Annotated in this window: 20 protein-coding genes; 10 read left to right on the top strand and 10 right to left on the bottom strand. The window is 68.5% G+C overall.

Going from position 1 to position 23,539, the window contains the following annotated elements; all coding sequences use genetic code 11:
- Nucleotides 1–354 precede the first annotated feature (354 nt).
- Nucleotides 355–1,752: a mycothione reductase gene (locus EV644_RS41575; protein ID WP_132196730.1), complete on the top strand. Its 1,398-nt coding sequence runs from the start codon at nt 355–357 to the stop codon at nt 1,750–1,752.
- A gap of 29 nt (nt 1,753–1,781) precedes the next feature.
- Here EV644_RS41575 and EV644_RS41570 read toward each other — a convergent pair whose 3' ends face one another.
- Complete coding sequence (locus EV644_RS41570) at nt 1,782–3,266, bottom strand: LLM class flavin-dependent oxidoreductase (protein WP_241999396.1); 1,485 nt, start codon at nt 3,264–3,266, stop codon at nt 1,782–1,784.
- Nucleotides 3,267–3,581: 315 nt separating this feature from the next.
- Here EV644_RS41570 and thpR point away from each other — a divergent pair, with 315 nt between their 5' ends.
- From thpR to efeB, 4 genes are read left to right on the top strand one after another with little or no spacing between them, the layout of a single operon-like run.
- Nucleotides 3,582–4,145 carry an RNA 2',3'-cyclic phosphodiesterase gene (thpR, locus tag EV644_RS41565; protein WP_132196732.1) on the top strand — a complete coding sequence of 188 codons (564 nt, stop codon included), beginning with the start codon at nt 3,582–3,584 and terminating at the stop codon, nt 4,143–4,145.
- Between the two features lie 42 nt (nt 4,146–4,187).
- Entirely contained in the window at nt 4,188–5,039 is an 852-nt protein-coding gene (efeU, locus tag EV644_RS41560; RefSeq protein WP_132196734.1) for an iron uptake transporter permease EfeU, read from the top strand.
- A 33-nt stretch (nt 5,040–5,072) separates the two neighbouring features.
- Nucleotides 5,073–6,215: an iron uptake system protein EfeO gene (gene efeO / locus EV644_RS41555; protein WP_132196736.1), complete on the top strand. Its 1,143-nt coding sequence runs from the start codon at nt 5,073–5,075 to the stop codon at nt 6,213–6,215.
- Nucleotides 6,212–7,477 carry an iron uptake transporter deferrochelatase/peroxidase subunit gene (gene efeB, locus EV644_RS41550; RefSeq protein ID WP_132196738.1) on the top strand — a complete coding sequence of 422 codons (1,266 nt, stop codon included), beginning with the start codon at nt 6,212–6,214 and terminating at the stop codon, nt 7,475–7,477. The genes efeO and efeB overlap by 4 nt, the downstream gene beginning before the upstream one ends.
- Before the next feature lie 73 nt (nt 7,478–7,550).
- On the opposite strand, the gene EV644_RS41545 is transcribed toward efeB, so the two are convergent.
- The 4 genes from EV644_RS41545 to EV644_RS41530 all read right to left on the bottom strand — a co-directional run bounded on the left by EV644_RS41545 (nt 7,551) and on the right by EV644_RS41530 (nt 12,100).
- A complete protein-coding gene (locus tag EV644_RS41545) occupies nt 7,551–8,390 on the bottom strand; it encodes a carbohydrate ABC transporter permease (protein ID WP_132196740.1) in 840 nt (279 codons plus the stop codon).
- Entirely contained in the window at nt 8,383–9,369 is a 987-nt protein-coding gene (locus tag EV644_RS41540) for a carbohydrate ABC transporter permease (protein ID WP_132196742.1), read from the bottom strand. Before EV644_RS41540 ends, EV644_RS41545 begins: the two co-directional genes overlap by 8 nt.
- Nucleotides 9,370–9,452: 83 nt before the next feature.
- Complete coding sequence (locus EV644_RS41535; protein WP_132196744.1) at nt 9,453–10,772, bottom strand: ABC transporter substrate-binding protein; 1,320 nt, start codon at nt 10,770–10,772, stop codon at nt 9,453–9,455.
- A 233-nt stretch (nt 10,773–11,005) separates the two neighbouring features.
- A complete protein-coding gene (locus EV644_RS41530) occupies nt 11,006–12,100 on the bottom strand; it encodes a LacI family DNA-binding transcriptional regulator (protein WP_132196746.1) in 1,095 nt (364 codons plus the stop codon).
- Between the two features lie 97 nt (nt 12,101–12,197).
- Here EV644_RS41530 and EV644_RS41525 point away from each other — a divergent pair, with 97 nt between their 5' ends.
- Complete coding sequence (locus tag EV644_RS41525; RefSeq protein WP_132196748.1) at nt 12,198–13,895, top strand: acyltransferase; 1,698 nt, start codon at nt 12,198–12,200, stop codon at nt 13,893–13,895.
- A 150-nt stretch (nt 13,896–14,045) separates the two neighbouring features.
- Here the strand turns inward: EV644_RS41525 and EV644_RS41520 are convergent, their stop codons facing one another.
- Nucleotides 14,046–14,762 carry a hypothetical protein gene (locus EV644_RS41520; protein WP_132196750.1) on the bottom strand — a complete coding sequence of 239 codons (717 nt, stop codon included), beginning with the start codon at nt 14,760–14,762 and terminating at the stop codon, nt 14,046–14,048.
- A gap of 428 nt (nt 14,763–15,190) precedes the next feature.
- On the opposite strand from EV644_RS41520, the gene EV644_RS41515 reads away from it, so the two are divergent.
- Nucleotides 15,191–16,306, top strand: coding sequence for a hypothetical protein (locus EV644_RS41515; protein ID WP_241999397.1), 1,116 nt, complete (start codon nt 15,191–15,193; stop codon nt 16,304–16,306).
- Here EV644_RS41515 and EV644_RS41510 read toward each other — a convergent pair.
- On the bottom strand, nt 16,227–17,585 hold the full coding sequence (locus tag EV644_RS41510) for an MFS transporter (RefSeq protein ID WP_132196752.1): 1,359 nt from the start codon (nt 17,583–17,585) through the stop codon (nt 16,227–16,229). The genes EV644_RS41515 and EV644_RS41510 overlap by 80 nt on opposite strands.
- Entirely contained in the window at nt 17,582–18,208 is a 627-nt protein-coding gene (locus tag EV644_RS41505; protein WP_132196754.1) for an ArsR/SmtB family transcription factor, read from the bottom strand. The genes EV644_RS41510 and EV644_RS41505 overlap by 4 nt, the downstream gene beginning before the upstream one ends.
- 215 nt (nt 18,209–18,423) lie before the next feature.
- Here EV644_RS41505 and EV644_RS41500 point away from each other — a divergent pair, with 215 nt between their 5' ends.
- The 3 genes from EV644_RS41500 (at nt 18,424) to EV644_RS41490 (ending at nt 21,238) form a co-directional block, all read left to right on the top strand.
- Nucleotides 18,424–18,777, top strand: a complete 354-nt coding sequence (locus EV644_RS41500; protein ID WP_241999398.1) for a hypothetical protein — start codon at nt 18,424–18,426, stop codon at nt 18,775–18,777.
- A gap of 107 nt (nt 18,778–18,884) precedes the next feature.
- Nucleotides 18,885–20,135, top strand: a complete 1,251-nt coding sequence (locus EV644_RS41495; RefSeq protein WP_132196758.1) for a class I SAM-dependent methyltransferase — start codon at nt 18,885–18,887, stop codon at nt 20,133–20,135.
- Between the two features lie 23 nt (nt 20,136–20,158).
- A complete protein-coding gene (locus tag EV644_RS41490; protein ID WP_241999399.1) occupies nt 20,159–21,238 on the top strand; it encodes an esterase-like activity of phytase family protein in 1,080 nt (359 codons plus the stop codon).
- A gap of 142 nt (nt 21,239–21,380) precedes the next feature.
- On the opposite strand, the gene serC is transcribed toward EV644_RS41490, so the two are convergent.
- Together serC and EV644_RS41480 are read right to left on the bottom strand one after the other, a co-directional pair.
- Nucleotides 21,381–22,505: a phosphoserine transaminase gene (gene serC, locus EV644_RS41485; protein ID WP_132196762.1), complete on the bottom strand. Its 1,125-nt coding sequence runs from the start codon at nt 22,503–22,505 to the stop codon at nt 21,381–21,383.
- 105 nt (nt 22,506–22,610) lie between these two features.
- Nucleotides 22,611–23,444, bottom strand: a complete 834-nt coding sequence (locus EV644_RS41480) for a phytanoyl-CoA dioxygenase family protein (RefSeq protein ID WP_132196764.1) — start codon at nt 23,442–23,444, stop codon at nt 22,611–22,613.
- Between the last annotated feature and the right edge of the window lie 95 nt (nt 23,445–23,539).

The raw sequence follows: 23,539 nt of genomic DNA, 5'->3' as shown, positions 1-23,539 counted from the left end.
CCAGGGTGCAGGCCCCGGCCCCAGGGCCCCAACACCCACAGCCCCACCAACACCCCTGACCTCCGCCAGCCAAAACCATTCCCCAACAGGCTCTATAGGCCGCTAGCCATCGAACGACCCGCCAGTGGACCCCGAAAGGAGCCACGAGCGGCCGAACAACCCGCCAGCTGGCTGACAACCCGCCAGTGGTCGAACAACCCGCCAGTGGTCGAACAACCCGCCGGCGCCAGCCCCGAATCGGCGCAACCACCACCTACCAGGGCGAAACCCAGCTCCGGAAGCCCCTGTGTACCGACCGACAGTCCGTCAGGTGGGCCCGCGCCGCCTGATTGGCGTCGGTGGTCACAATGGGGTGTGACCCACTTTGACCTGGTAGTGGTCGGGACCGGCTCCGGCAACACGATCGTGACGAAGCAGTTCGCCGACTGGAAGGTGGCGATCGTCGAGCGCGGCACGTTCGGCGGGACCTGCCTGAACGTCGGTTGCATCCCGACCAAGATGTTCGTGCACACCGCCGACCTGGCCGCCGTACCGTCCGCGAGTTCCCGGTTCGGGGTGGACGAGCAGCTGACCGGGGTGCACTGGCCGGAGATCCGCGATCGCATCTTCCACCGGATCGACCCGATCTCCGCGAGCGGAGCGGAGTACCGGCTGCACCACGCGAACAACGTGAACGTCACCCTGTACCACGGCACCGGGCGGTTCACCGCCGACGGCGAGCTGACCGTGACGTCGGCGGAGGGCGGGCAGACCGAGGTGCTGACGGCGAACAAGTTCGTGCTCGCCGCCGGGAGCCGGCCGATCGTGCCGTTCATCCCGGGGCTCGAGGAGGTCGGGTTCCACACCTCCGAGACGATCATGCGGATGGAGCAGCTGCCCCGCCGGCTCGGGATCATCGGCAGCGGGTTCGTCGCGGCCGAGCTGGCGCACGTCTTCTCCTCACTCGGCGTCGAGGTGACGGTGATCGGGCGCTCCGACCTGATGCTGCGGCACCAGGACCGGGAGATCGCGGTCCGCTACACGGAGATCGCCCAGGAGCGGTACAACGTCCGGCTCGATCACGACACCGTCCGGGTGAAGGGGCGCGACGACGGGATCGCGCTGGAGATGCTCAGCCCGCAGGGGCCCGACGAACTCGTGGTCGACGAGTTGCTGGTCGCGGTCGGGCGGACGCCGAACTCGGACGTGCTGAATCTCGGAGCCACCGGCGTCGAGCTGGAGGAGGACGGCCGGGTCATCGTCGACGAGTTCCAGGAGACGGCGGCCGAGGGGATCTACGCGCTCGGCGACCTCTGTTCGCCGTACCAGCTCAAGCACGTCGCCAACCACGAGGCACGGGTGGTCCAGCACAACCTGCTGCACCCGGAGAACCGGATCAAGTCCGACCACCGGTACGTCCCGCACGCCGTCTTCGGCTCGCCGCAGGTTGCGTCCGTCGGGCTGACCGAGGAGGAGGCGATCGAGCAGGGCGTCCGGTACGTCGTCGGCCGCGAGGCGTACGCCGACATCGCCTACGGCTGGGCGATGGAGGACACCACCGGTTTCGCGAAGATCCTCGCGGATCCCGACACCGGCCTGCTGCTCGGCTGCCATGTGATCGGCCCGCAGGCGGCGACCGTGATCCAGCCCGTCATCCAGGCGATGAGCTTCGGCCTCGACGCGCACAGGATGGCCCGCGGCCAGTACTGGATCCACCCGGCGATGCCCGAGCTGATCGAGAACGCCCTGCTGAACCTGAAGCTCAAGGGGTAGCGAGAATCCAGGGCGGCGAAGGTGAACGGCTAGCGGAACGCGGTGATGACCTCGGCCATCGTGTCGATCGGGGTGAGGTCGTCGTCGAGGTCGGGGAGGCTCAGCATCACCTCGGCCGCGCCGGCTTCGGCCAGTTCGCGGAACCGCCCGATCTGGTCGGCGATCGTGCCGGCGTTGACGGTCGCGGCGTACCGGGCCGGGTCCTGGTTGCGCGGTCGCAGCCGGTCGACCAGTGCGTTGACCCGCTGGTGGTCCTTGCCGACGAGCGTGGTCGACAGATGGGTGAGCGTCGGTGGTTGCTTGCCCGCTGCCGTGTGCGCCTTCAGGTACTCCGCTTTCTGCCGCACCTTGGCGGCATCCCCGAAGACGTTCGCGGCGTCGGCGTACCGGGCCGCCAGCCGGAGGGTGCGGTCGCCGCTGCCGCCGAGCAGGATCGGCAACGGGTCTTGCAGCGGGCGTGGATAACAGGCCGTCTCCGGTACGTCGAGAACCTTGCCGCGCCAGGGTTTGTTGCCCGGGCCCCAGAGCACCGGGAGCAGCTGGAGCGCGTCTTCGAGCAGGGCGTACCGATCGCTGACTGACGGGAAGTCCCAGCCGTACGCGTCGTGCTCGGCCTTGAACCAGGCGAGCCCGAGCCCGCAGATCGCGCGGCCGCCGCTCAGTACGTCGAGGGTCGCCGCGATCTTCCCGAGGTGGGCGACGTTGCGGTAGGTGATCCCGGTGACGAGGGTGCCGAGCTTCACGCGCTCGGTGCAGGCCGCGAGATAGGCGAGCGTGGTCCAGCTCTCCAGGAAGTCCTCCCAGGCGCGCCCGACCTGCGGGATCTGCCGGAAGTGATCCATCACGTAGATCCCATCGAAGCCCGCGGCCTCGGCCCTGGTGGCGACCTGCCGGATCCACTCGCCCGTGGTCTTGCGTCCCGCTTTGTGGGTGTAGCTGCTCAGCTGCAGCCCGAACTGGAGTCTTGCCGGCGCAGCCTGCTGCCGCTGCACCGCTTGCTCTGCTTGGACGAACGCCTCCGGTACTACGCGAACCGCCCGCGGCACGAGGATCTCGTCGTACCCCTCCTCAGGCAGTTCCTTCTTCACCCGGGCCCAGGTCTTCAGCTGCGCGGTGAGCACGTCGGCCGGGATTCGCTTGGTCCGCTCGCGATTCCTGCGCCGGCACTCGGCAGCGGGGGTGTCGAAAGCCACCGCCACACACGGAATCCCATGCTCCCTTGCCAACGACAACCAATTGAGCCGCCGCTCCCGATCCAGCCCCAACGTGTCGATCACGGTGGTCAACCGCCGCACGATCCGTTGCCTCACCACCTCTTCCAGCAACGCGAACGCATCAACACTGGCCGCCAGATCGTCCTCCCCGGCGCCCACCAACGCCCGCAGCCGATCACTCGACACCACCAGCTCAGGCGCGAACGCCTCGCCCGCCCACGTCGACTTCCCCGCCGCCCCCGGCCCCACCAACACCACCACACACGGCGAAGGCAGATTCCGCCCACCAACATCACCCATACCTCAGTCTCCCCCGATCTCCAGCACATACCAGTCCCGCGGATCCTCGAACTGCAGCCACAGGCGGTTGTCCCGGCACACCCGGTGGCGCGCCCAGCCGGGAGGAGGCGAAACGTCGGGCAACCTTGGTCGGCTCTGCGTTGACCAGCGCAACCACCCGGCCCCACGCATCCACCGTCGAGGCAACAACCTCACCGGCCGGATACCGCAGCCGATCGCCTCAAGCCTCCAACCGCGCGACCCGACCCATCCGCCGATCATCACCTGCCCCGTCGACGGCGTAAAGCAGGTTGCCGGGGGAATTAGGGTTGGTGGATGCGATTGTTTGTGGCGGTGGTGCCGCCGGTGGAGGTTGTCGAGCATCTGAGTGAGTTCGTGGAGCCGCGGCGGGCTCATCGCGATGACGACATCCGGTGGGCGGCGGACGAGAACTGGCACATCACGCTGGCGTTCCTGGGGGACGTTCCGGAGTACAAGACGGACGAGCTGGCCGAGCGGCTGGAGGTGGCGGCCAAGCGGCAGAAGCCGTTCGACCTGCAGTTGGCCGGGGCCGGCGCGTTCCCGTCGGTGGCGGACGCGCGGGTGGTGTGGTCCGGGGTGCGGGACGAGAGCGAGGCGCTGCCGCATCTGGCGATGACGACACGGTCGGCGGCGAACAAGGCCGGGGTCACCGTGGACGGGCGGAAGTTCACCCCGCACGTGACGCTGGCCAGGACGCGGCAGCCGATCGACGTGGTGAAGTGGGTCCGGGTGCTGGACGAGTACCGCGGCCCGGCATGGACTGCGGAAAGTATCGAGTTGATCTCATCGCGTCTCGGTGAAGGCCCGAGCCACGGTGCGGCCTACGACACAGTGGGCGAATGGGAGTTCTTAGGTTAACCTTCGGAAGGTTAGCCGTACCTAACGCCCAGGAGTTCCGCCATGCTCGCCAACTACCTGATCGGTCTCCGAGAAGGCCTCGAGGCATCGCTGGTGGTCAGCATCCTCGCCACCTTCCTGGTCAAGTCGGGCCACCGTGACCGGCTCAAACTGGTCTGGATCGGTGTCGGCGCGGCCGTCGGCGTCGCGGTGGCAGGCTGGGCCCTGCTGCAGTTCATCACCTCGCTCACGGCCAATTCGTTCACCACCCAGGAGACAATCGGCGGGGTGATGTCGATCATCGCGGTCGGCTTCGTCACCTGGATGATCTTCTGGATGCGCAAGGCCTCCCGCGGCATCGCGCGGGAGTTGCGCGACCGGATGGGCCTCGCGCTCGAGATCGGCTCCCGCGCGGTGGTCGTGCTGGCCTTCCTCGCGGTCTTCCGGGAAGGCATCGAGACGGCGTTCATCGTCTACGCCTCGGCGGCGACCGCGACCACCGCGACCCCGTTCATCGGCGTGCTGCTCGGCCTGGCCACCTCGGTGGTGCTCGGTTTCCTGATCTACCGCGGCGCGGTGAGGATCAACCTCGCGGTCTTCTTCAAGTGGACTGGCGCGATCCTGATCCTGGTCGCCGCCGGCATCTTCGCCTACGGCTTCCACGACCTGCAGGAGGCGAACATCCTGCCCGGCCTGGACAGCCTGGCCTTCGACATCTCGCACGTGATCCCGCCGGACAGCTGGTACGGCGTCCTGCTGAAGGGGATCTTCAACTTCAACCCGGCCCCGACCGTCGTCGAGGCGGTCGCCTGGCTGGCGTACCTCGTGCCGGTGCTCGTGCTCTACTTCCGGCCGCTCAAGCCCACCACGCCGCCGTCCGCGGTAGCCGCCGAAGCCCGAACCAATGCGGCCTGAACCACCCCCTCACCCGTCCAGGAGACACCTCGCATGATCACCATCACGGCCCGCCGGGCCACTGCCGCCGGCGCAGTACTGCTGCTGGCCGGTCTGACCGGTTGTGCTGACGACACCCCGGCCGCCGAACCGGGTGACACCACCGGCCCGGTCGCGGTCAAGGCGACCGACTCCGAGTGCTCGCTGAGCCGCACGGACGTCAAGTCCGGCACCAGCACGTTCTCCGTCTCCAACGGCGGCAGCAAGGTCACCGAGTTCTACGTGTACGCCGAAGGCGACCGGGTGATGGGCGAGGTCGAGAACATCGGGCCCGGCCTGAAGCGCGACCTGATCGTGGAACTGCCGACCGGCAAGTACCAGGCGGTCTGCAAGCCGGGCATGGTCGGCGACGGCATCCGCGGCGACCTGAACGTCACCGGTGGCGCCCCCGCGCAGGTGGACGCGGACACCGCGCTGAAGGAGGCCACCGTGAGCTACCAGCGCTACGTGAACTCCCAGGCGGTCGCGCTGGAGCAGAAGACCACCGAGTTCGTCACCGCGGTCAAGGCCGGCGACGTCGCCAAGGCCAAGGAGCTGTTCCCCGTCTCCCGCACCTACTGGGAGCGGATCGAGCCGGTCGCGGAGTCGTTCGGCGACCTCGACCCGAAGATCGACGCGCGCGTCAACGACGTCGAGCCGGGCACCGAGTGGACCGGCTACCACCGGATCGAGCAGGCGCTGTGGGAGAAGAACACCACCGCGGGCATGCAGAAGTACGCCGACCAGTTGCTGGTGGACGTGAAGACGGTGGTCGCCAAGGCCAAGGTCGTGAAGCTCAACCCGCTGCAGCTCGCCAACGGAGCGAAGGAACTGCTGGACGAGGTCGCGACCGGCAAGATCACCGGCGAGGAGGACCGATACTCGCACACCGACCTGTGGGACTTCCAGGCCAACGTCGAGGGCTCGCAGGCCGCGATCCAGGCGCTCCGCCCGGCGCTGCAGCAGCGTGACGCGGCCCTGGTCACCACGCTGGACACGAACTTCAAGGCAGTCTTCGCGGCGGTCGACAAGTACCGCGTCGGCGACGGCTTCAAGCCCTACCAGCCGACCGATGCCGAGCGCAAGGAACTCGGCACGGTGGTGGACGCGCTGGCCGAGCCGGTCAGCAAGGTCGCCGGAGTGATCGCGCAGAAATGACCGAACGCAAAGGAATCTCCCGTCGCGGCCTGCTGGGCGCCGCGGGAGCCGCCGTGGCCACCGGAGTGGCCGGGTACGCCGCGCACTCCGCGGTCGCCGGCGAGGAGTCGCAGGCGGCCGACAACACCGGACCGGTCGAGTTCCACGGCAAGCACCAGGCCGGCATCGTCACGCCTGCCCAGGACCGGCTGCACTTCGCCACCTTCGACGTCACCACGAACAAGCGGGACGCGGTCGTCTCCCTGCTGAAGGAGTGGACCGCCGCGGCCGCGCTGATGACCGCGGGCCGCGACATCGGCCAGTACGGTGCGGTGAACGGCCCGGCCGAGGCGCCTCCGGAGGACACCGGCGAGGCTGTCGGTCTGCCGCCGGCCCGGCTGACTCTCACGATCGGGTTCGGGCCGAGCTTCTTCATCGATGCCAAGGGCAACGACCGGTTCGGGATCAAGGCGAGGCGGCCGGCCGCGCTGGTCGACCTGCCGCACTTCATCGGCGACAACCTCGATCCGAACCGCAGTGGCGGTGACATCGCGATCCAGGCCTGTTCGGACGACCCGCAGGTCGCGGTGCACGCGATCCGCAACCTGGCCCGGATCGGCTTCGGCACCACCTCCGTGCGCTACTCCCAGCTCGGCTTCGGCCGGACGTCGTCCACCTCGCGGGCGCAGAGCACGCCGCGCAACCTGTTCGGCTTCAAGGACGGCACGAACAACCTCAAGCTCGAGGACACCGACAAGCTCGAGCAGCAGTTGTGGGTGCAGCCGGAGGACGGCCCGGACTGGATGGTCGGCGGCTCGTACTTGGTCTCCCGGCGGATCCGGATGACCATCGAGACCTGGGACCGTACGTCGCTCAGCGAGCAGGAGGCGATCGTCGGCCGCGGCAAGGGCACCGGCGCCCCGCTCGGCAAGGCGGACGAGTTCGACCTGATCGACTTCGAGGCGAAGAACTCCGAGGGTGAGCTCAAGGTCGCCAAGGAGGCCCACATCCGGCTGGCGCACCCGCAGTTCAACAGCGGCGCCGAACTGCTCCGCCGGGGCTACAACTTCGTCGACGGCTCGGACGGACTCGGCCGCCTCGACGCCGGGCTGTTCTTCCTCGCCTACCAGCGGGACCCGCGCAAGCAGTTCATCCCGATCCAGCAGCAACTGGCCCGCTCGGACGTGATGAACGAGTACATCCGCCACGTCGGCTCCGGCATCTTCGCCTGCCCCGGCGGCGTCCCGGCCGGCTCCTTCTGGGGCGAGAAGCTCTTCGCCTAGCCGCACCAACCCGTACTACGCGCCGCGCCCGCCCGGGAATCCCGGGCGGGCGCGAGTTGCGTAGTACGGGTGGTTACTTGACGGCTCCGGCGGTGACGCCGGCGACGAAGTGGCGCTGGGCCAGCAGGAAGCCGATGACGACGGGGACGCTGACGACCAGGGCGGCGGCCATGATCTGGTTCCAGTAGACGTTGGTCTGGGTGGAGTACTGCCTCAGGCCCACGGACAACGTCCGGTTGGCCTCCGTGGTCATCACCGAGGCGAACAGGACCTCACCCCAGGCCGTCATGAACGAGTAGATCGCCACCGCGATGACGCCCGGGCGCGCGGCCGGGAGAACGACCCGCCACAGTGCGCCCATCGGCCCGCAGCCGTCGACCAGGGCGGCCTCGTCCAGCTCGCGCGGGATGCTGTCGAAGTACCCGGCCAGCATCCAGATCGAGAACGGCAGGCTGAACGTCAGGTAGGTGATAATCAGCCCGAGCCGGGTGCCGACCAGTTGCACCCCGATGGAGTTGTTGATGTTCACGAAGATCAGGAACAGCGGCAGCAGGAACAGCACGCCCGGGAACATCTGCGTCGACAGCACCGTGGTGCTGAACACGGTCCGGCCGCGGAACCGGAACCGGGAGACCGCGAAGGCCGCCAGGATCGCGATCGCCACGGAGAAGACCGTCGCGACCACCGAGACGATCGTGCTGTTGACGAAGTAGCGGGCCAGCGGCACCGTCTGCCACATGTCCACGAACGGGTCCAGCGTGAGGTTCGACGGCCACCAGGTGAAGGCGCCCTGCACGTCGCTCAGCGGCTTCAGCGACGAGGTCGCCATCACGTAGAGCGGGACGAGCACGAACAGGCCGAGCACGGTCAGCACGACGGCCCGGTAGATCTTGAAGCCCTTGGTGTCACGCACGACGAGACCTCCGGCCGGTGATGAGCAGATAGGCGCCGGTGACGATCATCAGGAAGATCAGCAGCAGCACGGACATCGCGGCGCCGGACCCGAAGTTCCAGGTCAGGAAGGACGCGTTGTAGATGTGGAAGGTGATCAGGTCACCCGCGGGCGGTTGCGCCGTACCGAACAGCACGTACGGCGTGTTGAAGTCGCTGAAGGTCCACAGGAACAGCACCAGCACGAGCACCAGGTTGACCGGGCGCAGCGACGGTAGGGTGATGTTGCGCCACTGCCGGATCGCGCCGGCGCCGTCCACCGAGGCCGCCTCGTACACGTCGCGCGGGATGCTCTGCAGGCCGGCCATCAAGGTCAGGAAGGCGAACGGCCACAGCTTCCACAACGCGACGGTGATCAGGGAGACCAGCGCGTTGCCGCCGATCAGCCAGAACGGCCGGTCCGAGACCAGGCCGAGGTTGTCGACCAGCAGGTGGTTCACCGCGCCGGTGTCGCGCTGGAGCATGAAGTTCCAGGTCAGGATGCCGGCGTACGCGGGCAGCGCGTAGGGGACCAGGAAGAGCGTCCGGACCAGGGCGCGTCCCTTGAACGGCGGCTGCAGCGCGACGGCCGCGGCCATCCCGAGACCCCAGGCCAGCGCGAGCGTGATCAGGGAGAAGGCGACGGTGACGCCGAACGACTTCAGCAGGCCCTCGCCGACGGCGTTGTCGAAGTCGAGGGCGACCCGGTAGTTGTCGAAGCCTGCCCACGGGGCGGCGGACCAGTTCGCGATGAAGAACTTGGTCAGTTTCACGAAGCTCATCCAGATCCCGACGAGCATCGGGATGATGTGGATCAGCAGTTCCAGCAGTACCGCGGGGGCGAGCAGCAGATACGGCAGTTTCCGGCTCAGCCCGGGCCGGTGGTCCGGCCCTCGCTTCTTCTTCGTCGCCCGTGGCTCGGGCGCCGCGGCGGCGGGGGCCTTTTCTGTGGCGACGGACATCCGGTCGCCTCCTGTCTTGTGGATCGCTGGGTAGACGGCTACGAGGGTGGCCCGGGCTGGACACCCGGGCCACCGTTCGCGTGTCAGCTACTCGCCGCCACCTGATCCTCAGCGGTCTTCAGCGCCGTCTTCACGTCGTCGGCGGTGACCGTGCCGCCGGTCGCGATCTTGGCGAACAGGCCGTTCATCGCCTTGCCGACGGTGCTCTCGAACTGGTCCTCGGCCGGCACCAGCGGCAGCGGCTTGGACTTGGTGTTGTAGACGTCGGCGAAGGTCGCCGCCTCGGCCGCGTCCGTGGTGAACACCGGCTTGGCGTCCTTCAGTACCGGCAGCGAGGCGAACGGCTTGCCCAGCGTGGTCTGGGTGGTCGCGTCCGTCATGTACTTGACGAACTTCAGCGCCGCGTCCTTGTTCTTGGTGTTCTTGAAGATCGACAGGTTGATGCCGGCCACGTGGCTGGCCACCGGCTCGCCACCGGACGGAGCCGGGAACGGCACGACGCCGTACTCGCCGGCCTTCATGCCGTTGGCAACGATCGAGGAGTCGGCGTTGTTCTGGTTGATCACCATCGCGACCTTCTTGGTGGCGAAGTCGTTCACCGACTTGGTGCCGTTGTCGTACTGCGCGTTCGACGGGTTGGCGACCTTGTCCTTCTGCATCAGGTCCAGGTACCGCAGCACACCCTGCACGTTGCCGTCACCGGTGAAGGTCGGCTTGCCGTCGGCGTCGAACCAGTCGGCCTTGTTCTGCGCGGCGTTGATGAACGCGAAGTGCACGTTCTCGGTGTAGCTGCCGGCCGCCAGCGCCATGCCCCACTGCTTCTTCGCGGGGTTGGTCAGCTTCTGCGCGGCGGTGACCATCTCTTCCCAGGTCTTCGGCGGCTGCAGGCCGGCCGCGGCGAACATCGCCTTGTTGTAGTACAGGCCGTAGGCCAGACCGTAGAGCGGGACGGACGTCGGGTCGGTGCCCTCCTTGCCGCCGGTCGCCAGAGCCGTCGGCACGAACTTGTCCTTGCCCCCGATCGCGTTCATCGCGTCGCCGTCGAACGGCAGGAACGCGTCGGTCGCCTGAAGCGACGCGGCCCAGGTGTTGCCGATGTTGACCACGTCCGGCGCCTGGCCGGAGGTGATCGCGGTCTGGATGCGGGTCTGCAGGTCGTTCCAGCCGATCACTTCCAGGTTGACCTTGACGCCGGTCTCCTGGGTGAACTTCTCCAGCACCGGGGTCAGGACCTGCTTGTCGTTGTCCAGGCTGGTGCCCTGGTTGCTGGCCCAGTAGGTCAGCGTCGCGTCTCCTCCACCACCGCCGTTTGAGCTGTCGCCGGAGTCGCTGCCGCCACACGCGGCCAGGCTGACTCCCAGGGCGGACACCGCTACCGCGGCTACAAGCGAACGCAGTCTCACGTCGGACTCCCTCGTCCTGTCGAGCCTCCGGCAGGGAGCGGAGGCGGATCGGGCCCATAGTGGCCTAACCGGTTAAGTATGGGAACCCGAACCGGTTCAGTTGGGTCTGGTTCGTTACTGCTCCGTGACCTCGTATCGCGCCGAATGCAGGTTATCCGCGCATTGTGGACTGGCCCGCGCACGTTCGCGCACGGTTGCTTTGCGACTCCATGTCAGGAATTGCTGACGCAGGGTCAGCGCGTACTGCGGTGCGCGGCGGCCGAGGAGTCCCGGACCCGCAATACGCCGGGAGGTGTCTCCCAGTGCAGCGCGGCCTGGCCCGCGGCGATCCGGAACAGCAGGTCCGCCGCCATCCGGCCGCGCTCCATCGTCTGCTGGTCGACCGCCGTGATGCCCGGGTTGGCCAGCTCGCACAGGGGTGAGTCGTCCCAGGCCACGATGGTCAGCTCGGCCGGTACCGCCGTGCCCAGCTCCGTCGCCACCCGCACCGCGGCGACCGCCATCAGGTCGTTGCCGAGGACGAGCGCCGTCGGCCGGTTCTTCCCGCTGAGCACCCGGCGGGTCATCTCCGCGCCGTCCTCGTACCGGTAGCTGCCCTCGTAGTGCGTCACCCGGATCCCGCGCTGTCGGCCGCGTTCGGCGAACAGCTGGACCCGGAGTTGCTCGTGCACGAAGGTGAACGGCCCGCTGACGTGCGCGACCTCCTGGTGGCCGAGCTCGGCCAGGTGATCCAGCAGCAGCGTCACGGTCTGCTCGGGCGAACTGATCAGCCGGCCGACGCCGTCGTCCGGCGCGTTCGAGCTCACCACGACGCACGGGACGCCCAGCTCCTTGAGGGCCGGGATGCGGGGGTCGTCGTTGTGCTCGTCGAACAGGATGAACCCGTCCACCCGGCCCTGCCGGCTCCAGCGCCGCAGTACGGCCAGGTCCTCGCCGTGCTCGCCGGTCAGCCGGAGCAGCAGCGACGAGTCGACCTCGTTCAGGTACTGCTCGATGCCGACCAGGGTGCGCATGTAGAACGCCTCGGTGGAGATCAGCGCGGGGTCGCGGGCGATCACGATGCCGATCGTTCGGGTCCGGCTCGCGGACAGCGCGACGGCCGCCGAGTTCGGGTGGAAGCCGAGCTCCTCGGCAAGCTGGAGGACGCGTTGCCGGGTCTCCTCGCTGACCCCGGACCGGCCGTTCAGCGCGTACGAGACGGAGGCCTTCGAGATGTCGAGACGGCGCGCGAGATCGCTGATCGTGACTCGCTGCGTCCGGCGTGCACCAGTGCTCGCCGAACCGTCGGAGACGGTCTCGCCGCCGTCCAAGGATCCGGGTGTTGTCATCTGTCGCTCCCACCCCGCATGGGCCGAACGTTAGCAGCGCGATTCCGCGACAGGCCGCCACGTGCGCCCGGCCCCGAGTCTTGGATAGCGTTATCCAATGATCTCACCAGACCCGGACGACGCCGTACGCCGACTCGATTTCCTGCCCTGGGAGTACACCCGGCGCGGTACCGCCGCCGACCGCGAGAGGCAGGCCGAGCGGCACCGGCAACTGGCGGCGAGCGGCAAGGTCGACCTCGCCGCGGACGTGTACGTCGCGGAGACGGCGGCGGTGTTCTGCGACGGGCTCCGGATGGGGGAGCGGTCGTACATCGCCGCCCACGCCTACGTCACCGGCGAGATCAGCCTGGGGTCCGACTCGACGATCAACCCGTTCTCGGTGGTCCGCGGCCGGATCACCATCGGCGACGGGGTCCGGATCGGCGCGCACACCTCGATGCTGGCGTTCAACCACGGCACGGAGGTGACCGAGGAGCCGATGTTCCGCCAGCCGCACACCTCGCGCGGGATCACCGTCGGCGACGACGTCTGGATCGGCTCGAACGCGCTGGTGCTGGACGGCGTCACGATCGGCGCCCACAGCATCGTCGGCGCCGGCGCGGTGGTCACCAAGGACGTCGCCGAGTGGTCCGTCGTGGCCGGCAACCCGGCCCGCAAACTCCGCGACCGCCGCGCCCCTCGCCCGACCGTCGACTCCGTCCAGGGCCGCGATCTGCAGGAGCGGGCAGCCGCGTTTGCCTCCAAGGCTCGTGAGCAGGTCGATGCGCTGCTGCGGCGGAGCTGGGACGGGGAGCGGTTCGTCGACCGGCCGGGGCTCGAGCAGGAGCCCGCGATCCGCCCGTGGTGCGACGCGATCGAGATCGCCGACCTGCTGCTCCGCCGTGCCCCCGAGGGCCACACCCGCGACGACCTGGTACGCCGTCTCCGCGCGCGCCAGGATCCGCGGACCGGGTTGGTGGCCCCTGGCGACCTGTCCGACCGGGGCCTGGAGCAACCGTTCGACGCGAGCGGGCTGTCGGTCCTGGAAGGCCCGGCCAGCTACCACGTCCTCTGCGCCGGCTACGCCCTCCAGGTGCTCGGTAGTTGCTTCGAGCATCCGATTCTCCTCGACCTGCCGCCGGCCGAGCTCGAGCGCCGGCTGGACGGATTGCCGTGGGCAAGGAACGCCTGGAGCGCTGGTTCCGGAATAGATGCCCTCGGCACCGCAGTGGCGCGAAACCTCAACGATCACAGGGATACCGGCTCCGGTCCGCTCTTCACCCTGATGGGCTGGCTGACGGCCAGGGTCGATCCGGCGAGCGGCATGTGGGGTCAACCGGATCCTGACCAAGGCTGGCTCCAGGTGGTCAACGGGTTCTACCGGCTGACCCGTGGAACCTACGCGCAGTTCGGCCTCCCGCTGCCCTACCCGGAGGCGGCTGTCCGGACGCTGCTGGCCCATGCGGAGGATCGCCGGGTGTTCAGCGGTGGCGGGTTCAACGCCTGCAACGTGCTCGATGTGATTCACCCTCTCTGGCTCGCGGGGAAGCAGACGGACTTCGGCCGGCCCGAGGGCCGTCGCTGGGCCGAGGCGCAGCTCGCGGAGATCCTCGGCCGCTGGGTGGACGGTGCGGGCTTCGCGTTCGCTCCCGACGGTGATGACGACCGGGCGATCCCCGGGCTGCAGGGGACGGAGATGTGGCTGGCGATCATCTGGCTGCTGACCGACTACCTCGGCTTCTCCGACGTGCTCGCCTACCGCCCCCGCGGCGTCCACCGCCCCGAACCCCTGGTCGCCCTCCCCGGCCTCAGCTGAACCGGCCTCAGCTGAACCGGCCTGGGCTGAACCGTCCGGCCGGGGGTCCACTAGCCTGGGTCAGTGGACCCCCGGACCCGACGGCTCGTCACCTCGCTCGTACTAGCGGCTCTCGTCGCCATCGTCGTGATCGCCGCCATCGTGCGCTGATCAGCTCCCGGTCGACCTGATCGTGACGTAGGGCTGGTTCGACAGATCCGCCGCGAGCCCCGGATACAGCGCCTGGCCACCACCGCTGTGCCGCACGGAGAAGAAGTACATCAGCGGGTACGCCGAGGCCGTGTAATCCCCGTCGATGGTGCCCGAGAACACCCCGCCGACCTCCTCCAGCGGCACCGTCTGCCAGGCCTCGGACTGATCCACCTCCGGCCAGTAGCCGTTGTTCGATCCGCCGACGCCGTGCACCACCGTCACCAGGGGCAGGATCCGGCTGAGCGAGCTGAGCGAGCGTTCCACCTCGCCCGAGGCAGCGCCGTACGTCGATCGCAGTTGGCGGCGCCACGTCTCGGGCTCGGTGTCCGGGTTGTAGAGCAGGCGTCCCCAGAGCAGGTAGCTGTACCCGTACTTCGTCCACTCGCGATTGCCGGGCAGCCGGAGATCCTCGCGGATGTACGGGTCGCGATGGCCGGGTTCGCCGCTGCCCTGGCGTCCCTTGAAGAACAACGGCTCACACAGGTCGACCCCGCGGGACCCGCCGAAGGTGGACAGTCGCCCGTACCCCGCGGCGATGGCGGGATCGCCCCAGAGCAACAGCTTCTGGGTGCCCGGCCAGACCCGGAACATCAGGTCCACGTTGCGATCCTCGCGGAGGAAGTCGCCGTAGCCGTAGCGGGTGAAGCGCCGGGAGAACTCGGTGATGCCCTTCATCTCGTGCCCCGGCGGGATCGGCTTGGCGGTCTCCTTGGCCCGGATCGAGGCCTGGTGGGTAGGGCAGCCCGACGTGCTCCGCCCAGTACTTCGCGGACAGCACCGGCGACAGGTTCGGCAGGTCCACCGCATCGAGCAGCGCCTGGTCGACGCCCTTCGCGTGCATGTCGATCTCGAGCGGGCGGCCGGCCGAGTTCGCTCCCTCGAAGACCGACCGCCAGAAGATCTCATGCTTGTCGTCGGGGATCCCGCCCTCGTAGTGCACCCGGAAGGTGAGCCCGTCGATGTCCGGGCACTCCGTCAGCAGCTTGGCGATCCCGGCCCCGCAGTACGCCGCGTGGTTGTCGGGACCGACCCCGGTGATCGGGAACCGGTGAACCTATTCGAGAAGTCGAGGGCGGCACCCTCGAGCGCTAACGTTGCGCGTCATGGATACCTCGGGCACGCGGTCGCCGTACCTGCTGCGGGCCGGTCTGGTGCGCAACGTGCGCATCGGCGAGCACCTGACCACGTTCGTGGTGTCGGGCGTCTCGACGGTCCTGATCACCCGGCTGATCCTCGGGTTGAGCGGCTACCCGCAGATCGGCGGCAAGGGTCTGCACATCGCGCACGTGCTGCCCGGCGGCCTGCTGATGCTGCTGTCGATCTACCTGCTGCTCGCGTACGTCGGGCCGGTGGTGCGGCCGGCCGCGGCACTGGTGGGTGGCGTCGGGTTCGGGCTGTTCATCGACGAGGTCGGCAAGTTCGTCACCTCGGACAACAACTACTTCTACCAACCCACCGCGGCGATCGTGTACGTCGTGTTCGTGCTGATCGTGCTCGGCTCCCGGTACGTCACCAACCGGCGGCCGATCGACCAGCGGGAGATCCTGTCGAACGTGGTCGACATCGCGGTCGAGGGTGTCGCCGGCGGGTTGTCCCGGCGTCGCCTGGCGGCAGCGTCGGAGCAACTCCGGCTGGTCGGGCCGGACGTGCTGGCGCGGATGGAGACCCGGGGCCTGCTGGCCGCCTGTCCTGCGGACGAGGTGGAACTGGCCGCTCCGGTCGACACCGCCTGGCGTGCCGTCCAGCGTGGGTTCGACCGGCTCGCCACTCATCCGCTCGCGCCGCGCATCGCCGTCGGAGTACTGGTGGTGCAGGCGATCGGGGCGCCCTTGATCGCGGCCGGGATCCGGCTGGACGAGGGGCGACTGCTGAACGACATCCCTGTGCTCGGAGTGGTCGCGGGGAGCTTGTTGTCGGCAACTTTCACCTTGCGGGGTTGGCTGCGGCTGCGACGGGGCGACCGGGCTCGGGCTGTGCGGCTGTTCGAATTGGCCGTACTGGTGTCGCTGCTGGTCACGCAGGTCTTCCAGTTCGCGGGGACGCAGTTCGCGGCCGTCGGCGGGATGACGCTGGACCTGGTGCTGCTCGGGTTGCTGGGGGCCGAGCGCGAGCGCCTGCGTCGCGAGGCGACTCCGGTGACTACGAAGCCGAAGATGTGGGGACTGCCACCAGATCCTGACAGTCCGCCTTTTCCTGAGGACCCGGGAGATCCTGCTTAGGGGCTGTGCTCGCGCGGCCACCCCAATGCTCGGACCGGCCCATCAGGACGGGGGAGAGGGTGGCGACGAAGTACAGAGCGCCTGCGATCACCAGGGCAGGGGCGAGTCCGATGCCCGCGACGGTTGCGCCGGCCAGCACGCCTCCCAGCGGGATGCCGGCCCAGCCGAGTGCGCCGGCGAGCGAGTCGACCCGGCCGAGCATGTGCCGGGGGATCCGCTCGATGAAGAGCGCGCCGAGGATCGGGTTGATGAAGCCGGCGCCGACACCGCTGGTCGCGAAGGCCAGCAGGATCACCCACACCGGCAGGTCCAGGGCGAGCACGATGAACCGGGGCGCGCCGCAGACCAGGAAGCTGAGGGTGAACGCGAGCCGCCGCGGGATCCGCTCACCGATCGAGGCCGCCAGCAGGGCGAACAAGGTCGCCGTGACCGAGAACACCGTCAGCACCAACGTGGTCTGCGCCGGCCCGTGGCCATGCTCGTGCACCCAGAGCGGCAGCAGTACGGCGAAGCTGGCCGCGTCGAGCAGGTTCGTCACCGAGATCATCAGCACCAACGGCCGGAGCAGCTTGTCCCGGGACAGGAAGAGCCAGCCCGTCCGCAACTGCTGTAGGTAGGTGCCCTGATCCTCCTGGTCGGCCGGTGCCGCGGCGACCGCAGTACTGCGGCGCGGTACCCACCAGGCGATCAGCACAGCGCAGATGGCGAACGAGGCGGCATCGATCCAGAGCGCGTTCGCCGCGCCGACCAGCGAGATCAGCCCGCCGGCCAGCAGGAAGGCGATGAAGCCGGCAAAGCGTTCCGTGGTGCTCTCCAGGCCGGTCACACGTTCCAGCGGCGCGTTGGCGGCATCGGCGATGTCCGGGATCAGCGTGCCTTTGGCGGCGTCGCCCGGTCCGCGCAGAGCGCCGGCGATGGCCACCAGGATGAGCAGCGTGCTGAAGGGCAACGCGCCGAGCAGGTGCAGCAGGGGGATCAGTCCGACGACCACCGCGCTGCAGATGTCGGCTCCTACGCTGACCAGCCGTCCGCCGAGGCGGTCGATCAACGGGCCGCCGAATGCCTTGGAGATCACCAGCGGCAACGTCTCGGCCGCCGCGACCAGGCCCATCTTCACCGGCGATCCGGTGGAGACGAGCACGAACCAGGGGATCGCGATCGCGCTCACCCGGGTCCCGCAGATCGACACCACGTTCGCCACCAGGAACGCGACCAGCGGCACCCGGTACGGCGTACCGGTGGTTGCTGTGATCTGTGCCGCTGAGCTGTTCGGGCTCATCGGGTCTCCCGGGGGTAGGCCTGGATCTGGACGGAGACCTGCTCGGCGCCATCGGGCAGCGGCGCGGTCAGGTCGGTGCTGTACTTCTCCAGCACGGCCTTGATCTCGGTCGTCATCGCCGTCAGCTCGTCGGGCCTGAGCTGGAACAGGTAGTCCGAGATGAGGCTCGCCTCGCGCCACTCCGGCGTCATGGTCTGCAGGTTGTCGATGGCGCGGAACATGTTCTCCGCGTATATCTGCCCGATCCCGTGCAGGAACCCGAGCGCGAGCTCGGGCTCCTCCGCCAGCAACTCGCTCGTGTCGAAGTCCGTGCCCTGGTGGGCCGACTTCCACCAGCGGTCACGAGCGTTGCCGCGGCTGTCGTCCTCGACGACCAGCCCGGCCTCGGCGAGCTGCCGTAGGTGGTAGCTGGTCGCACCCGTGTTCACTGCCAACCGGTCGGCCAAGGTGGTCGCCGTCGCGGGGCCGTAGAGCCGGAGCAGGCCGAGGATCCGGTTCCGCATCGGATGAGCCAACGCGCGCAACAGCTGTGCGTCCAGGCGAACGGACTTGTTCGGCCCTTCCGACGTGCTCGACGCGGGACTCGGGTCTGCCGGCTTCGGCTGGTGCTCCTGGTCGCTCATGACAGCGAGACTACAACTGCAAAATCCGTTTGCAAAGACTCTTTGCAAACGGATCTTGCAATCTGCGGGCGAGTCGCCGGGTTATCCACAGCGAGTCAGATCAGTCCGAGTTGCGGCGGCGAACTCGGCATCTTGTGTGGTGAGAAGGGATCAGGACGCGGTCGGAGTGGCCGTGGCGGCCCGTCAACGAAGTGGAGACAGACATGGTCCGGGTGATGCTCGAGGACGCCGACTACTGCGACGTCCCGGCCGATCTGATGACGTTCGACGAAGGCGTCGTCGTCTTCTGGCGCGAGGGTGAGGAGGTGGGTCGCCACCGCCAGACCCGCATTCGCTCGCTGGAGCTGCTGTCCAACCGCTCCTTCGGCCGCCGCATCGAGGAAGCTCGCAAGACGCACCCCAACGCGTACCGCGCCTGGACCAACGATCAGGAGGAGCTACTCACGCGCCTGTTCAACGAGAGCGCCACCAAGGACGAGCTGGTAGCCGCCCTGGGCCGCCAGCCTGGTGGCATCGAGACGCGCCTCAGGGCCCTCAACCTCCTGGCCGACGACGAGAAACTCCAGTGAGCCGGCGCCGACCAAGTCCTCCGTCGCCGGCCGGTGCGGGTGGTGACTGTGCGTGGGAGAGCGAGACAGTTTTGTGATGCGGTGGAGCGGTCGGCGACAATGGCGCGATGCAGGCAGAGCAGGACCTTGAGGAGCAGACAAGCCCAGTGGACGACGAGTCCGGGGCGTGGTCTGCGATTCGCGCCGCTCTGCTCGAGCCGGGCTCGCTGGTCCGGGCGATCGGATCTGGGCGCCGCCGAGGCGCGGAAGCCCCGCAGTACCAGCGAGTTGAGCTCCGCTACGTCGACCTCAAGGGCACCCGCCACCTCCAACTGACCGAGTACGACGACCGCCAGGCGCACATCCGCAACGTCGCTGTCGGGGACGCGGCCGAGCAGGTGGTGGATGAGTTGCTGCGGGTGCCGTACGGGAACTGGCATGTGGAGACGACTCAGGAGACTTTGCGGCTGCGGTTCACGAAGAAGGGGAAGGTGCTGCTGAGCCGCGAGGGGGCTCAGCGGGAGCAGCGGACCGGGCATGACAGGGTCAAGCAGCGCGCGCTGGATCCGGCGGCTCCGTTCCTGATCGAGCTGGGGATCAGCGATCACAACGGGCGGGTGAAGCCGTCCCGGCAGTCGAAGTACAAGCAGATCGACGAGTTCTGCAAGTTGCTGGCGCCGGCGTTGGAGGAGGCACTGGCGGCTGGCCGGATTCCGGCCGGGCGGCCGTTGCAGGTGGTCGATCTCGGCTGCGGGAACGCCTACCTGACGCTGGCGGCGTACCACCTGCTGACGGCGGCGGGGCACGACATCCGGATGACGGGAATCGATCGCACCCCGGCAGCGCGCGAGCGGAACAGCAAGCGGGTGGCGGCGCTCGGTTGGCAGGACCACCTGCGTTTCGTCGACGCGACCATCGAGGATGCCCAGCTCGACACCCCGCCGGACGTGGTTCTGGCGCTGCACGCGTGCGACACGGCGACCGACGACGCACTGGCCCGGGCGGTCGGCTGGGAGGCGCCGCTGATCCTCGCGGCCCCCTGCTGCCACCATGACATCCAGAAACAGCTCAAGAGCGTCGAACCACCGCCGCCTTACGCGCTTCTCACCAGGTATGGCATCGTTCGGGAGCGATTCGCCGACGTGCTCACGGATTCGTTGAGGGCCGCGGTGCTCCGTCAAGTCGGTTACCGGGTAGAGGTGGTGCAGTTCGTGGACAGTGAGCACACGCCGCGCAACCTCCTGCTCCGAGCCGCCCGGACCGGCGCGAAGGCCGGGCCTGAGGTCCGCGCGGAGTACGAGGCGCTCGTCGGCGAGTGGCAGGTCAAGCCACGGTTGGCGGCGCTGGTCCTCGACCCTGACCGCGAGGCGGTGTTCTGACCTTGCTCCGCAAAGTCCTGGCCGTGACCGCGGTCACCCTCCTCAGCCTGGCCGGGGTCACCCTCCCCATCGCCGCGGCCTCCGCTGACTCCGCAGTGACCCAGACGTGGCCGCAGGCGGACCCGACGCCGGCGCCGAAGAAGTTGTTCACGATCGATGACGAGCGGGTCGACGAGTCCTCGGGGCTGGCGAAGAGCGCGAAGTACGACGGCATCTGGTGGACGGTGAACGACTCCGGTGACAGCGCCCGGGTGTTCGGCATCGACCGGACCGGCGAGGTCAAGGCGGAGTTACGGCTGAACGCGGACGTCACGGACGTCGAGGCGATCGCGGTCGACACCGACGGCACGATCTACATCGCCGACATCGGCGACAACAAGGCCACCCGCGACATGATCGAGGTCTACACGATCCCGGAACCGGCGTCGTTGGAGGACCAGGCCAGCGTCAAGTTCCACCGGTACGACTTCGAGTACCCCGACGGCGCGCACGACGCCGAGACGCTGCTGATCCAGCCGTCCACCAAGCGGCTGTACTTCGTGACGAAGTCCTCGAGCAAGGCCGCCTTCTACGCCGCGCCGGAGAGCGCGTCACGCGAGGGGACGAACGAACTGACCAAGGTGGCAGCCGCGCCGGCCGGAGTCACCGACGGAACGTTCATGCCGGACGGCAAGAGCGTCGTCCTACGCACCTACCTGGAAGTCCTGAACGTGGCGTGGGCCAAAACTCCCACCGTCGTCGCCAAGGCCACGGTGCTAGCCAAACAGAGCGAGTCGATCGCAGTAGGCCCAGCCGGCAACGACATCATCGTCGGCAGCGAGGGCCCGAGCTCAGCCGTCTACCAGCTCCAGGTCCCGGTGAAGAAGACCGCGGCATCCTCCCCGGCCACCCCAACCCCCAAAGCCGCCGGCAACAGCACGGAGCCGAAGAAGAACCACAACCTTCGCTGGATAGTCGTCGGCGCCGCTCTCCTAGCCATCATCATCACCTTTGTGACCTTCCCCGCCGGCCGCCGCGAACGCCTCGACCGAATGGCCGAAAACGCCCGCCTGACCGGCCAAACCCCACCCAACCCCCACGGCCGCCGCCGCTCCAACGCCTAACCCCCGCCGCTCCGACGCCTAACCCTCCGCCGCTCCAACCCCTACGGCAGGTGGCTAAGTCTGTCCGCGGGCTGCCGGGCTGGCCCGGGCGCGCAACAGCCGCCGGCCTTCCGGGGCGGCGGCTGTTGGGTTGGGGGGTGGGTCAGCGGAGGGCGTCGACGGTGAAGTCGATGGCTTGGGTGAGCTTCTCCACGTCGTCCGGGTCGACCGCGGGGAACATGGCGACGCGGAGTTGGTTGCGGCCGAGTTTGCGGTAGGGCTCGGTGTCGACGATGCCGTTGGCGCGGAGCACCTTGGCGACCGCGGCCGCGTCGATGGAGTCGTCCAGGTCGATGGTGCCGATGACGAGGGACCGGGCGTCGGCGTCTTCGACGTACGGGGTCGCGTAGTCGGACTTCTCGGCCCAGGTGTAGAGCCGGTTGCTGGAGTCGGTGGTGCGCGCGACGCTCCACTCCAGGCCGCCCTGGCTGTTGATCCAGTCGGTCTGCTCCGCCATCAGGAACAGCGTGGCCAGCGACGGCGTGTTGTACGTCTGGTGCTTGCTGGAGTTGTCGATCGCGGTCGCCAGATCCAGGAACGCCGGGATCCAGCGGCCGGAGGCGGTGATCTCCTCGACCCGGGCCAACGCGGCCGGCGACATCAGGGCGATCCACAGGCCGCCGTCGGAGGCGAAGCACTTCTGCGGCGCGAAGTAGTAGACGTCGACCTCGTTGATGTCGACCGGCAGACCGCCCGCACCCGAGGTGGCGTCGATCGCGACCAGGGCGCCCTCGTCAGCACCCTCAACCCGCTTGACCGGTGCCATCACGCCGGTGGAGGTCTCGTTGTGCGGCCACGCGTACAGGTCCACGCCTGCCTCGGCGACCGCGACCGGGCGAGTGCCCGGGTCGGACTTGATCACGCTCGGCTCACCGAGGTGCGGGGCGAGCTGGGAGGCCTTGGCGAACTTCGAGGAGAACTCGCCGAAGCTCAGGTGCTGGCTCTTCTCCCGGATCAGCCCAAAGGTCGCGATGTCCCAGAACGCGGTCGAGCCGCCGTTGCCGAGCACGACCTGGTACCCGTCGGGCAGCTGGAACAGGTCGGAGACACCCTGCTGGACCCGGGCCACCAGGTTCTTCACCGGGGCCTGGCGGTGCGAGGTGCCGAGCAGCTTCGCGCCCTCGGTCGCCAGGGCCGCCACGGCCTCGGGGCGCACCTTGGAGGGACCGGCACCGAAACGTCCGTCGGCAGGCTTGAACTCTGCGGGGATCTGAATGTCGCTGGTCACCAGCGGTTCCCTTCGTCGTCTGGCGGAAATCCTTGCCGACGACGCTGTCAGCACCACCCAGTGTTCCATATCCCCGCAGACCCCGGCCGACGGGTCTCAACCGGGCTACTCGTGCTTGCGGGTGATCGTCTCCTGGCCGGTCATCACCGCGACCGGGCCGTCCTCGGTGGTCACCCACTCGCCGCACGCGCCGCCGCCCTCGGCCACGCCGAGTTCCAGCACGCTGCCGTCCATCCGGATGACCGGGTGGTAGTACTCCGCGACCTGCTCGGCCTCACCTTCGATGTAGTGGCCGATCAGCGCCCGCCGGAACCGGTCGGCCGTCACGTTCGGCGCACTGCCGTGCACGAGCGCTCCGTGGAAGAACAGGACGTCTCCCGGCTCCATCTCCACCGGTATTGCGGCGTCGGGTTCCGGCAGCGGCACCGTCACGTCGGTGAAGCTGACCTTGGTGTCGGCCTTCTCCGTGCACAGGATCGGCCAGCGGTGGCTGCCGGGCACGACCTCGAGGCAGCCGTTCGCCCGGTCCACCTTGTCGAGCGCCATCCAGGCCGCCACGCACGTCCCCGGCTCCGCCTTCAGGTAGAAGTTGTCCTGGTGCAGCGCCTGACCCCGCGAGCCAGGAGGCTTGAAGTAGATCATCGTCTGGACCGCGTACGGCGACCTGCCGAGCAAGGCGGTCATCACCTCGTCCAGGCGGTCGTCGATCATCCACCACAGGGACAGCTCATCCCAGCGGTGCATCTGCGCCATCCGCGGGTACCGGCGCAGCGGATCCCGGCTGTCGGCCTGCACGCCGACCACGTCGCCCGGGTAGGAACTCCGCCGGCGCAGCACCATGTAGTGCTCCCGGAGCCGCTCGACCTCGTCCGCCGCGAACAGTCCACGGACCAGCGTGTACCCCGAGGTGTCGAACTCCTGCTTGAACGAAACGCTCACCGATGTCTCCCCTGGTCGGCCCGGCACGATCCGGCGACAACGCATACTGAGAACCCTGACAAGGAGATTCTCCGATCCGTAGCCATCCCGGAGCC

Source organism: Kribbella orskensis (genome assembly GCF_004342085.1).
GTDB lineage: Bacteria > Actinomycetota > Actinomycetes > Propionibacteriales > Kribbellaceae > Kribbella > Kribbella orskensis.
The sequence above is the reverse complement of the archived record's forward strand: the minus strand, read 5'-3'. Positions and strand labels throughout refer to the sequence as shown.

Bases quoted from the DNA above. Each gene is read 5' to 3' on its own strand.
- EV644_RS41505 (WP_132196754.1), bottom strand. From the start codon at position 18,208: ATGAGCGACCAGGAGCACCAGCCGAAGCCGGCAGACCCGAGTCCCGCG.
- EV644_RS41510 (WP_132196752.1), bottom strand. From the start codon at position 17,585: ATGAGCCCGAACAGCTCAGCGGCACAGATCACAGCAACCACCGGTACG.
- EV644_RS41570 (WP_241999396.1), bottom strand. From the start codon at position 3,266: ATGGGTGATGTTGGTGGGCGGAATCTGCCTTCGCCGTGTGTGGTGGTG.
- EV644_RS41500 (WP_241999398.1), top strand. From the start codon at position 18,424: ATGCTCGAGGACGCCGACTACTGCGACGTCCCGGCCGATCTGATGACG.
- EV644_RS41525 (WP_132196748.1), top strand. From the start codon at position 12,198: ATGATCTCACCAGACCCGGACGACGCCGTACGCCGACTCGATTTCCTG.
- efeU (WP_132196734.1), top strand. From the start codon at position 4,188: ATGCTCGCCAACTACCTGATCGGTCTCCGAGAAGGCCTCGAGGCATCG.
- efeO (WP_132196736.1), top strand. From the start codon at position 5,073: ATGATCACCATCACGGCCCGCCGGGCCACTGCCGCCGGCGCAGTACTG.
- EV644_RS41540 (WP_132196742.1), bottom strand. From the start codon at position 9,369: ATGTCCGTCGCCACAGAAAAGGCCCCCGCCGCCGCGGCGCCCGAGCCA.
- thpR (WP_132196732.1), top strand. From the start codon at position 3,582: ATGCGATTGTTTGTGGCGGTGGTGCCGCCGGTGGAGGTTGTCGAGCAT.
- EV644_RS41530 (WP_132196746.1), bottom strand. From the start codon at position 12,100: ATGACAACACCCGGATCCTTGGACGGCGGCGAGACCGTCTCCGACGGT.
- EV644_RS41520 (WP_132196750.1), bottom strand. From the start codon at position 14,762: ATGAAGGGCATCACCGAGTTCTCCCGGCGCTTCACCCGCTACGGCTAC.
- EV644_RS41515 (WP_241999397.1), top strand. From the start codon at position 15,191: ATGGATACCTCGGGCACGCGGTCGCCGTACCTGCTGCGGGCCGGTCTG.
- EV644_RS41495 (WP_132196758.1), top strand. From the start codon at position 18,885: ATGCAGGCAGAGCAGGACCTTGAGGAGCAGACAAGCCCAGTGGACGAC.
- efeB (WP_132196738.1), top strand. From the start codon at position 6,212: ATGACCGAACGCAAAGGAATCTCCCGTCGCGGCCTGCTGGGCGCCGCG.